This window comes from Sphingopyxis sp., from assembly GCF_035565275.1.
Lineage (GTDB): Bacteria > Pseudomonadota > Alphaproteobacteria > Sphingomonadales > Sphingomonadaceae > Sphingopyxis.
In genome coordinates, this window is sequence record NZ_DATMST010000230.1 from 1 (window position 1) to 11,317 (window position 11,317).

Below are 11,317 nucleotides of genomic sequence, written 5' to 3' on the forward strand. Positions count from 1 at the left end.
GACCATATGGTCGAGGAAACCGATGCCGGTGGACACCGAATATTCGCCCGTTCCGTCGAGATTGACGGCGATCGCGATATCCGTTTCCTTGGTCGTGCGCTGGACGGTGGCGGTTCGCATGGCGCACGCCTTAGAGCCTCAAATTCACGTTGCAAGGCGATTCTCCCCCCTTGACCGGCGTGCGACGCGCGTTCATCCCCTGGCCCCATGAGTGACGATGTACGCGACAGCCTGATTCCCTATGACGAAATCGTGCAGGACGCGCTGCGCGCCGTGGTCGGCCGCGTGCTCAGCCAGATCGTTGGCTATGACAGCCTGCCCGGCGAACATCATTTCTATATCACGTTCAAGACGCAGGCGGCCGGGGTCGATATCCCGGCACATCTGATCGCCAAATTCCCCGACGAAATGACGATCGTGCTGCAGAACCGTTTCTGGGACCTGAAGGTCGAGGACGATCATTTCAGCGTCGGCCTGTCGTTTAACCAGACCCCGTCAATCCTGACGATCCCCTATGCGTCGATCACCGCCTTTGTCGATCCGTCGGTCGATTTCGGACTGCAGTTCCAGGTCAGCGACGACGACGAGACGCAGCCGGAACCGCATGACGAGGCCGACAATGACCGTCCCGAGGTAACGACCGAGGACGGCTCGAACGTCGTGACGGTGGATTTCGGCAAGAAGCGCTAACGTGCCGGGCCCCAACTGGCCCCCGAGCCGTTTCTGGCAATATTGGGCTCTCGCGGGCATGGTCGTGCTCACCGCCGCATTCTGGTGGGGCGTCGAAGGCTATGCCTTGGCCCAAAGCAACGTCCCGCGCGGACAGATCGCCGACGGACTGCTGCGTTTCAGCGTGCTGATCCTGACCCCGACGCTAGTGCTGGCATGGCTCGCCGCCGCATGGCTGCGCCGCCGCGTCGGCGACGGCGGATATTGGCAAATGCTGGGTCTCGTTGCGATGATCTGGGCGGGCTCGGTGCTGGTAACAAGGATGTTGGTCATATGAGTGCAACGCGGACCGAAACCGACAGTATCGGCGAGATCGAAGTTGCGGCCGATGCCTATTGGGGCGCGCAGACCGAACGCAGCCGCCACAATTTCGCTTTCCCGCCGCACGAGCGCATGCCCCTGCCGATCGTCCACGCGCTCGCGCGGATCAAGGGCGCGGCGGCACGGGTCAACCGCAACCATGGCCTGGACGCCGGTCTCGCCGACGCGATCGCCACGGCTGCCGAAGCCGTCGTCAGCGGCGGCCATGACGACCAGTTCCCGCTCGCAATCTGGCAGACGGGCAGCGGCACCCAGTCGAACATGAACGCGAACGAGGTCATCGCCGGCATTGCCAACGAGACGCTCGCGGGCACGCGCGGCGGCAAATCGCCCGTCCACCCCAATGATCACGTTAACATGGGCCAGTCCTCGAACGACAGCTTCCCGACCGCGCTCCACGTCGCGGTTGCGGTCGAAACGACCGCGCGGCTGCTGCCGTCCCTGATCAGGCTGACCGATGCTCTCGAAACCAAGGCACAGGCGTGGGCCGATATCGTCAAGATCGGCCGCACCCATTTGCAGGACGCGACCCCGCTGACGCTGGGCCAGGAATTTTCGGGCTATGTCGCGCAGCTCATCGCGTGCCGGACGCGGATCGAGGCGGCGCTTTCGCACAATATCTGCAAGCTCGCGCAGGGCGGCACCGCCGTCGGCACGGGCCTGAACGCGCCCGCGGGCTTCGACGTCGCGATCGCCGAAGAGCTATCGAAAAACACCGGCATCGCCTTCGAACCTGCACAAAACAAATTCGAGGCGCTCGCGTCGAACGACGGGCTGGTCTTCTTCTCGGGCGCCTTGAACACGCTCGCGGTCGCGCTGACCAAGATCGCGAACGACATCCGCCTCCTGGGATCGGGCCCGCGCGCAGGGCTCGGCGAACTCGACCTTCCCGCGAACGAGCCGGGAAGCTCGATCATGCCCGGCAAGGTCAACCCGACCCAGTGCGAGATGCTGACGATGGTCGCAGCGCAGGTCATCGGCAACCATCAGGCGGTGACCGTCGGCGGACTGCAGGGTCATCTTGAGCTCAACGTGTTCAAGCCGCTGATCGGATCCAACGTGCTGCGCTCGATCGAACTGCTGAGCATCGGCATGGCGGGTTTCACCGAACATTGCGTGGTCGGGATCGCGCCCAATCTCGCGCGTATCGACGAGCTGATGAACCGCTCGCTGATGCTCGTCACCGCGCTCGCACCCGAAATCGGCTATGACAAGGCAGCGAAAATCGCGAAGCACGCACACGAGACCGGCAGCACGCTCAAGGAAGCGGCACTCGACCTCGGCTATGTCGATGCCGCGACCTTTGACCGGGTGGTCGATCCGCGCACGATGCTGGGGCCGGAACCCGGAGCCATCTCCGGGGATTGATTAGGGGAAGGAGATGAAAATGATCGGTCGTATCGTAGGCGGCGTTCTCGGCAGCGCCATCGGACGCACCAAGGGCAATCACCCCGTCGCGGGTGCGGTCATCGGTGCCGGCACGCTGTTCGCCGCGCGGCGCCTGTTCCCGCAGCGTTACGCGGTTCTCGCGGCAACGGTCGCTGCGGGCTATCTCACCAAGAAATGGGCCGAGCGGTCCGAAGCCCGCAAGGCGGCCGAGGAAGCGCATGCGCTCGCCCCGGCGCTGGCGGATGCCGGCGTGGTCGATACCTACGCGGGAACCGCGCGAGTGCCGACCGACGGGCAGACCATCGGCGACGCGCTACCGCCGGCGATTCCGGTCGACGCAAACGGACGCAGCACCGCGATCCACTAGGCGCCCGCCTGCCATTCCTTGATCGCCTCGACCGGCGAGACCAGCATGAGGACGTTGAGCGTCAGATTGTCGCGGATCGTCCATAGCGTGAACAATTCGAAGGCGATCGCGAGCGCCACGGTGGTCCACCAGCGCATCTTGCTCGCAGCGACAAAGCCCAGCACCATGAACAAGGTGTCGCTCACCGAATTGAGCACCGAATCGCCCGAATAGCCGAACGCCATTGTCACCTCGCGATACCGGTCGATGATGATCGACGAATTTTCGAGGACTTCCCACGATCCCTCTATGGTAATCGCTAGCGCAAGCGCGATCCACAGCGGCTGTTTCGGCAGCAGCCAGCGCGACAAACCATAGAAGATGAAGCCGTGAATCACATGGCTGAAGCTGTACCAGTCCGAAATCTGCTGGCTGTTCTGGTTCGATTGCACCGTACCGTGCCACAGGCTGATCGTGCCGCAAGGACAGATCGTCGGACGGCCCATGCCGATCAATATTGCGGCGAGCAGCAGCACCAACGCCACCGCTATCAGCCAGCCTGTTCGTGAAACTCCCGCCATCCGCGCCGCCCCTTGACCGCTGCCCCTCGTCAGGCGAATAGCGCGCATGGCTGATAGCGTCCATCTGAACCGCCGCGGCGTGTTGTTCGTCCTCTCCTCACCCTCGGGCGCAGGCAAAACCACCATTTCGAGGATGATGCTCGAAGCCGACAGCGATATAGCGCTCTCGATCTCGGCAACGACGCGCCCGCCGCGCCCCGGCGAAATCGACGGCGTCCATTATCATTTCGTCGACACCGACACCTTCAAGAAAATGGCGGCCGACGGCGAATTCCTCGAATGGGCGCATGTCTTCGGCCATCGTTACGGCACGCCGCGCGCGCCGGTCGAGGCGATGCTCGAGGCAGGCAAGGATGTGCTGTTCGACATCGACTGGCAGGGCGCGCAGCAACTCTATCAGGAGGCCGGCCCCGACGTCGTGCGCGTATTCGTGTTGCCCCCGACGATGGAAGAGCTCGAACGGCGCCTCCGCAGCCGCAACACCGACAGCGACGAGGTGATCGCCGCGCGCATGGAACGCGCCGCGAACGAGATCAGCCACTGGGACGGCTATGATTATGTTCTGATCAACGACCATGTCGAAGGCTGTTTCGACGAGGTCCGCGCGATCCTGCGCGCCGAGCGGCTGAAACGCCGCCGCCAGATCGGGCTGATCGGCTTTGCGCGCGATCTGATCCGCTCGGTGCCTGACGCCGACAAGAAGCTCTAGACCGGCTTCACCAGATTGGCTTCGAGTTCCGCGATCATCCCGGCGCGGAGCGGTTTTGCCTCGCCATCTGTGCGGCACACCACGACGGTGTCGCAGGTCGCAATCGCGCGGCCGTTCTGGAACATCGCCTGCACGATCGTCCAGCTCGAGGTGCCGAGCCGGCCGATACCCGTCGCGATCTGGACCGGATCGGGGAAATTGCCCTCTGCGAGATAGTTGATCTCGACCGCCGCGACCATCGTCCGCTCATTTGACGGACGGTCATCGAGCGGCCTCACCTGCCGGTTCAGCAACACCCGGCCGCTTTCGAACAAGGCGGCAAAGGCCACATTGTTGAGGTGGCCGTTGATATCCATGTCCTGAAAGCGCGTCTGCAACTCGATGTGGACGGGGTAGCTGGCGGCATCGAGCCGCCAGCTTTCCGGTTTCGGCATATCAGCGCGGCGCCATGCGGATGCCGCCGTCGAGGCGGACGTCCTCGCCATTGAAATAACCATTCTCGATCATGCACATGGCGAGATTGGCATATTCCGCTGGCACGCCGAGGCGCTTCGGGTTGAGCACCGACGCGCCCAGCGCATCGCGGACATTCTGCGGCGCGCCGGCGAGCAGCGGGGTGTCGAAGATGCCCGGAAGGATCGTATTGACGCGAATATTCTCGCTTGCAAGGTCGCGCGCGATCGGGAGCGTCATGCCGACGACGCCGCCCTTCGATGCCGAGTAAGCGGCTTGGCCGATCTGGCCGTCCTCGGCCGCAACCGACGCGGTATTGACGATCGCACCGCGTTCGCCGTCTTCCATCGGGTCGAGCGTCAGCATGCCTGCCGCCGACTTGGCGATGCAGCGGAAGGTGCCGACGAGATTGATCTGGATTATCCAGTTGAACGCGTCGAGCGGGAAATGCTTGATGCTGCCGTCTTCCTTCGAGCGGCTGGCAGTCTTGATCGCGTTGCCGGTGCCGGCGCAGTTGACGAGGATGCGTTCCTGCCCATGCGCTTCGCGCGCCTTGGCAAAGGCGGCATCGACGCTGGCATCGTCGGTGACGTTGCATTCGCAGAAGACGCCGCCGAGTTCGGCCGCGATCGCGAGACCCTTTTCTTCCTGCAGGTCGAAGATCGCGACCTTGACGCCCTTCGAAGCGAGCAGGCGCGCGGTCGCGGCACCAAGGCCCGAGGCGCCGCCGGTAACGACGGCGGATACGGTGGAATCGAGTTTCATCTATCTATTCTCCCTAATTCAATCTGCTTAAAGCCGTTCGATGATCGTGACGTTGGCCTGACCGCCGCCTTCGCACATCGTCTGCAGGCCGTATTTGCCGCCGGTCGCGTCGAGCACGCCGAGCAGGGTCGACATCAGCTTGGTGCCCGAGGCGCCGAGCGGATGGCCGAGCGCGATCGCACCCCCATGCTGGTTCAGACGCGCATGGTCGGCGCCGAGATACTGGAGCCACGCGAGCGGTACCGGCGCGAACGCCTCATTGACTTCATAGGCGTCGATTTCGCCGATCGTCATGCCCGCCTTTTTCAGCGCGCGTTCGGTCGCGAACAGCGGTTCCTCGAGCATGATGATCGGGTCGCCGGCGGTCACCGAGATATGGTGGATGCGCGCGCGCGGGGTCAGGCCGTGATCCTTGAGCGCCTGTTCCGACACGACGAGCGCCGCCGATGCGCCATCGCAGATCTGGCTCGATGTGGCCGCGGTGATCGAACCGCCCTCCTGCAGGATCTTGACCCCGGCGATGCCTTCGAGCGTCGCATCGAAACGGATGCCCTCGTCGACGAGATGCGTCTGGCGGCCTTCGGGGGTATCGATCTCGACCCCTACGATCTCGCGCTTGAAATGGCCCGCGTCAGTCGCGGCCTTGCCGCGGCGGTGGCTTTCGAGCGCATAGGCGTCGAGGTCATCCTTGGTCAGCCCGTATTTCTTGACGATCATCTCGGCGCCCATGAACTGGCTGAACATGATTCCGGGATATTTTTCCTCGAGCCGCTCCGACTTGTAGTGGCCGAGCCCTTCCTTCATGAAGAGCGTCGCGACGCTGCCCATCGGCACGCGCGTCATGCTTTCGATGCCGCTCGCGAGGACGATGTCCTGCGTCCCCGACATCACCGCCTGCGCGGCGAACTGGATCGCCTGCTGCGACGATCCGCACTGGCGGTCGATCGTCACCGCGGGGATCGAGTCGGGAAGCTTCGAGGCGAGTACCGCGTTGCGGCCGACGTCCATCGTCTGCTGCCCGCCCTGCGACACGCAGCCGGTGATGACGTCGTCGATCGCCTTGGTGTCGAAATCATTGCGGTCGGCGATCGCGTCGAACACCGCGGCGCCGAGGTCGACGGGGTGGACGCCGGCAAGCCGGCCGCCGCGCTTGCCGCCCGCGGTGCGGACGGCGTCGACGATATATGCAGTAGCCATGGGAGAATTCCTTTCCTGCGATTTCAAGCGATCAGAGCTTGCGCCCGATCAGTTCCTTCATGATTTCGTTCGTGCCGCCGAAGATGCGCGTCACGCGCGCCGCACGCCAGGCGCGGGCGATCGGATATTCGTTCATATAGCCCGCGCCGCCGAAGAGCTGGAGACACTTGTCCATCACCTCCCACTGAAGTTCGGTGTGCCACAGCTTCGCCGCCGCACCCTCTTCGGGGGTCAGTTCCTTCTTGAGGTGCCGCGACAGCGCCCAGTCGAGATGGGCCCAGCCGACCTGCAGCTTTGCCTTCAGGTCGGCGAGCACGAAACGGCTGTTCTGGAAATCGAGGATCGGCTTGCCGAACGCCTTGCGGTCACGCGTATATTCGACCGTATCGTCGAACGCGCGCTGCGCCGATGCCTGTGCGCTGACCGCGATCGACAGGCGTTCCTGCGGCAGTTCGCTCATCAGATAGATGAAACCCTGGCCCTCTTCGCCAAGGCAGTTGGTGATCGGCACGCGCACGTCGTTGAAGAACAGTTCCGACGTATCGGCTTCGTCCTGCCCGATCTTGTCGAGGTTGCGGCCGCGCTGGAAACCTTCGCGCTCGGCCTCGACAAGGACAATCGACACGCCTTTCCACGCCGGCTGCACCTCGGTGTCGGTCTTGACGCAGACGAGGATCAGGTCGGCGTTCTGGCCGTTGGTGATATAGGTTTTCGACCCGTTGATGACATAGTGATTGCCATCCTTCTTCGCGGTCGTGCGCATCCCTTGAAGATCGCTGCCGGTGCCCGGTTCGGTCATCGCGATCGCGGTGATCACTTCGCCCGAAACCATCTTGGGCAGCCAGTGCTTCTTCTGCTCTTCGCTGCCGTAGCGCGTGATATAATTGGTGACGATGTCCGACTGGAGCGAGAAGCCTGTGGTAACGCGGCCATAATAGGCGCTCTCTTCATCGACGATCGCATTGTAACCGAAGTCGAGGCCAAGCCCGCCATATTCCTCGGGCACCGTCGGGCAGAGGAGGCCGAGTTCGCCGGCCTTCGGCCAGAGGCCCTTCGGCACGATGCCGTCCTCGGCCCATTGCGCCTGATTGGGGGCGACTTCCTTTTCGAGGAACTGGCGCACCGTCGCGCGGAACGCTTCATGGTCGTCCGAGTAAGCGGAACGCGAAAGGTTATCGAGCGACATTGATCTTTCCTTTTCCCAGGGTGCGTCCGGTTTTCGCGGCCCGCCGAGGCCCCGCCTGCGGCGTGGGTTTCGATCTGTAACTGACCTTACGTTTACGTCCACGTCAAGTATAAATGCCGCTACGGCATGAACTCCTTGCTTGCCGCCCGGCTTTCCCCGTCATCCCGGACTTGATCCGGGATCCCTTGCAGCGTCCAGGTGACGAAGCGAGCTTGCGCGCGCCGATCCGGCGGCGAATAGGTTTGCAATCGCTGGGCAGCGCCGACCGATCACGCTAACACACGTTCCATGGCCCAACTGCTTCTCGATGCCGGCGCACTGCTCGGCGAATCGCCCTTCTGGCATGCTGCCGAAGCCCGTCTCTACTGGGTCGATATCGAGGGCCGTAAAATCCACCGGGCCGATCCGGCAACCGCCACCGACGAGGTAATGGAACTGGCGGAGCAGGTCGGCTGTATCGCGCCGCGCGCGGGTGGCGGCCTTGTCGCAGCGCTCGAAAATGGCTGTGCGCTGATCGATGCATGGGACGCCACGCCCCGCCCGTTCGGCCCGCCCGTTCTGGCAGACAAGCCCGATCAACGCTTCAACGATGGCCGCGTCGATTCCGCGGGCCGGCTCTGGGTCGGCAGTCTGACGAGCGACAAGGCGAACCCCGCCGCGACGCTCTACCGGCTCGATCCTGACGGATCGCTGACCGAAATTTTTGGCGGTATCACCACCAGCAACGGTGCCGCTTTCAGCCCCGACGGCCGCACTTTCTATCACGCCGACACGCCGACGCACGCGATCCGCGCCTATGAGGTCGACCCGGTTTCCGGTGCGCTCGGCAACGGGCGCATCTTCCATCAATTCGAGTTCGGCAATGGACGCCCCGACGGCGCAGCGGTCGATGCCGAGGGCTGTTACTGGTCGGCGCTGTGGGACGGCTGGCGCGTCGTGCGCTTCTCGCCTGCGGGCGAACTCATCCAGACGGTCGAGCTGCCGGTGCAGCGCCCGACGATGGTCGCGTTCGGCGGGTCCGACCTCCAGACCGCCTTCGTCACCAGCGCGGGCAAGAATCTGACCGATGAGGAGCGAAAGGCGCAGCCGCATGCGGGCGGCATCTTCAGCTTCCGCGTCGATGTACCTGGCCTGATCCAGCAGGATTTTGGCGCTTAGGCAGCTTGCACCCCGCTGTCATATAAGGTTAAGACGGCCCCAGACATGGTTTCGTCCGAAACCTTATCCTCCGGGGAGATTTATCGATGTCGCGCACCGCGCAGCCTTTTGCCCGTCATTTGTCGATCATGCTTGCATCCACCGCGATGATCGTGGGTTATAGCCAGATGACCGCAATCGCCGCCGAACCCACCGCCGCCGCCAAGCTGGCGACTACCGCCCCCGCGGGCGAAAACCCGATGCTCGCCAAATGGACCGGCCCATTCGAAGGGGTGCCGCCGTGGGACAAGATGGACCCCGAACTGTTCCCTGACGCCTTCACAAAGGGCATGGCCGAAACCAAGGCGCAGGTACAGGCGGTGATCGACAATCCCGAAGCGCCGACCTTCGAGAACACGCATGTCCCGATGATGCTCGCGGGCGACACGATGGACCGGCTGTTCGCACTGTGGGGCGTCCAGACGTCGAACAAGTCGAACGACCGCGTCGAAGATATCGACGCTGAATGGAGCCCCAGGCTCACGACCTTCTACACCGAGCTGTTCCTCGATCCGAAGCTCTTCGCGCGCTACAAGGCGGTGTACGACAAGCGCAATTCGAGCGGCCTCAACGCGCAGCAGATCCGCATCGTCGAGCGCAGCTATGACGAGATGGTACGCGACGGCGCCAACCTGTCGCCCGCCGACAAGGCGAAGCTGGTCGAGATGAACTCGAAGCTCGAAGGCCTGTTCTCTGCCTTCTCGTCGAAGCTGCTCGGCGACGAGAAGCTCTATACCTTCGTCACCGACAAGACCGAGCTCGCGGGCCTCGAGCCCGGATTCGTCGCATCGCTTGCGTCGGCCGCCGAAGCCAATGGCAAGCCCGGTCAGTGGGCGATCAAGAACACCCGCTCGTCGGCGCAGCCGGTGATGCAGGGTGCGACCAACCGGGCGCTTCGCGAACGCGTCTACAAGGCGTTTGTCAGCCGCGGCGACAATGGCGACGCCAACGACACCAATGCAACGATCGTCGAGATACTGAAGCTGCGCCAGCAGCGCGCCGAACTGCTCGGCTTCCCGACGCACGCGCATTACCGCATGGCCGACACGATGGCGAAGACGCCCGAAGCCGCGATGGGGTTGATGATGAAGGTCTGGCCCGCCGCGGTTGCGCGCGTGAAGGAAGAGGTCGCCGACATGCAGGCGATTGCCGATCAGGAAGCCAAGGCAGGCAAGGGGCCGAAGATCACGATCGAGCCGTGGGATTATCGCTTTTATTCCGAGAAGGTCCGCAAGGCGAAATACGACCTCGATGAAAGCGAGGTTAAGCCGTATCTCCAGCTCGACAAGCTGGTCGACGGCATGTTCTGGTCGGCGGGCCAGCTCTACGACCTCGGTTTCCGCGAGAATACCGGCACGATCCCCGTCTTCGACCCGAAGGTCCGCACTTTCGAGGTCTATAATCTCAAGACGAACGAGAATGTCGGCGTCTTCTACCTCGACAATTTCGCGCGCGACGGGAAGCGGTCGGGCGCGTGGATGACGACCTATCGCAGCCAGCAGACGCTGGGCGGCGAACGCAATGTCCTCGCGTCGAACAACAATAATTTCACCGAAGCCGCCAAAGGCGAGCCGACGCTGATCAGCCTCGACGACGCGCAGACGCTGTTCCACGAATTCGGCCACGGCATCCATTATATGCTGCAGCACGTCTATTACCCCGCGCTTGGCGGCGTCCCGCGCGACTTTGTCGAATATCCGAGCCAAGTGAACGAAAACTGGCTGATGACCCCCGAAGTGCTGTCGAAATATGCGACGCACTACAAGACGGGCCAGCCGATGCCGCAGGCGCTGGTCGACAAGATCCTCGCCTCCGACAAGTTCAACCAGGGCTTTACGACGGTCGAATATCTGTCGAGCGCGATCGTCGACATGAAGCTGCACGACCGCAAGACGCCGCCGGCCGACGCCGACAAGTTCGAGCGCGAGACGCTCGCCGAGATCGGCATGCCGAGGGAAATCGTCATGCGGCATCGCCTGCCGCAATTCGGTCACCTGTTCAGCTCGGACGCCTATTCGGCGGGCTATTACAGCTACCTCTGGTCGGAAACGATGGACGCCGACACTTGGGCGGCGTTCACGGAGGCCGGTGGCCCGTGGGATCGCAGCGTCGCCGACAAGTTCCGCACCATCCTGCTGATGACCGGTAACGAAACCGACCGCGCCGAGGCCTATCGCGCCTTCCGCGGGCGCGATCCCGATGTGAAGGCGCTGCTGAAAAAGCGCGGTTTTCCAACCGAGTGAGGCGACAGGGACCGACAGCGAAGGCCCCGACAAGCAAAAATCATCGCTCAATACCGGGTAAAAATCGGCCGCTGTCCTTGTCCGGACAGCGGCCGATTTTATGCGCGAGGATATTTGGAGAACCCCGGCATCAGCGCGATCGGATGGATCGATACCAATGCTGCCGTTGAAAATGCCCTATGCCGATTCACCGAAGATGGT

The 11,317-nt window shown here is 63.2% G+C and carries 12 protein-coding genes and 1 pseudogene; 7 read left to right on the forward strand and 6 right to left on the reverse strand.

Going from position 1 to position 11,317, the window contains the following annotated elements:
- Positions 1-120: pseudogene (locus tag VN047_RS15715) on the reverse strand (imidazoleglycerol-phosphate dehydratase); the annotation flags it as partial.
- Positions 121-207: 87 nt separating this feature from the next.
- On the opposite strand from VN047_RS15715, the gene VN047_RS15720 reads away from it, so the two are divergent.
- Genes VN047_RS15720 through VN047_RS15735 form a run of 4 tightly spaced genes read left to right on the forward strand, consistent with a single transcriptional unit; the run spans position 208 to position 2,806 of the window.
- On the forward strand, positions 208-690 hold the full coding sequence (locus VN047_RS15720; RefSeq protein WP_325544278.1) for an SspB family protein: 483 nt from the start codon (positions 208-210) through the stop codon (positions 688-690).
- Between the two features lies 1 nt (position 691).
- Positions 692-1,006 (forward strand): hypothetical protein, encoded by a 315-nt coding sequence (locus tag VN047_RS15725; RefSeq protein WP_325544280.1) that lies wholly within the window; start codon positions 692-694, stop codon positions 1,004-1,006.
- Complete coding sequence (gene fumC, locus VN047_RS15730; RefSeq protein ID WP_325544282.1) at positions 1,003-2,418, forward strand: class II fumarate hydratase; 1,416 nt, start codon at positions 1,003-1,005, stop codon at positions 2,416-2,418. Before VN047_RS15725 ends, fumC begins: the two co-directional genes overlap by 4 nt.
- A 19-nt stretch (positions 2,419-2,437) precedes the next feature.
- The gene (locus VN047_RS15735) at positions 2,438-2,806 is read left to right on the forward strand and encodes a hypothetical protein (RefSeq protein WP_325544284.1); all 369 of its coding nucleotides are present in this window, start codon (positions 2,438-2,440) and stop codon (positions 2,804-2,806) included.
- Here VN047_RS15735 and VN047_RS15740 read toward each other — a convergent pair.
- On the reverse strand, positions 2,803-3,366 hold the full coding sequence (locus VN047_RS15740; RefSeq protein WP_325544286.1) for a DUF2585 domain-containing protein: 564 nt from the start codon (positions 3,364-3,366) through the stop codon (positions 2,803-2,805). The genes VN047_RS15735 and VN047_RS15740 overlap by 4 nt on opposite strands.
- Before the next feature lie 46 nt (positions 3,367-3,412).
- On the opposite strand from VN047_RS15740, the gene gmk reads away from it, so the two are divergent.
- On the forward strand, positions 3,413-4,075 hold the full coding sequence (gene gmk, locus VN047_RS15745; protein ID WP_325544288.1) for a guanylate kinase: 663 nt from the start codon (positions 3,413-3,415) through the stop codon (positions 4,073-4,075).
- On the opposite strand, the gene VN047_RS15750 is transcribed toward gmk, so the two are convergent.
- From VN047_RS15750 to VN047_RS15765, 4 genes are read right to left on the reverse strand one after another with little or no spacing between them, the layout of a single operon-like run.
- Positions 4,072-4,509 (reverse strand): acyl-CoA thioesterase, encoded by a 438-nt coding sequence (locus VN047_RS15750; RefSeq protein WP_325544290.1) that lies wholly within the window; start codon positions 4,507-4,509, stop codon positions 4,072-4,074. The two genes, gmk and VN047_RS15750, sit on opposite strands and share 4 nt — an antisense overlap.
- A gap of 1 nt (position 4,510) precedes the next feature.
- A complete protein-coding gene (locus VN047_RS15755; protein WP_325544292.1) occupies positions 4,511-5,293 on the reverse strand; it encodes an SDR family NAD(P)-dependent oxidoreductase in 783 nt (260 codons plus the stop codon).
- Between the two features lie 27 nt (positions 5,294-5,320).
- Positions 5,321-6,490, reverse strand: a complete 1,170-nt coding sequence (locus VN047_RS15760; protein ID WP_325544294.1) for an acetyl-CoA C-acetyltransferase — start codon at positions 6,488-6,490, stop codon at positions 5,321-5,323.
- 31 nt (positions 6,491-6,521) lie between these two features.
- On the reverse strand, positions 6,522-7,676 hold the full coding sequence (locus tag VN047_RS15765; RefSeq protein ID WP_325544296.1) for an acyl-CoA dehydrogenase family protein: 1,155 nt from the start codon (positions 7,674-7,676) through the stop codon (positions 6,522-6,524).
- 288 nt (positions 7,677-7,964) lie between these two features.
- On the opposite strand from VN047_RS15765, the gene VN047_RS15770 reads away from it, so the two are divergent.
- Entirely contained in the window at positions 7,965-8,834 is an 870-nt protein-coding gene (locus VN047_RS15770) for an SMP-30/gluconolactonase/LRE family protein (protein WP_325544298.1), read from the forward strand.
- A gap of 86 nt (positions 8,835-8,920) precedes the next feature.
- On the forward strand, positions 8,921-11,116 hold the full coding sequence (locus VN047_RS15775) for a M3 family metallopeptidase (RefSeq protein ID WP_325544299.1): 2,196 nt from the start codon (positions 8,921-8,923) through the stop codon (positions 11,114-11,116).
- Positions 11,117-11,317: the final 201 nt, after the last annotated feature.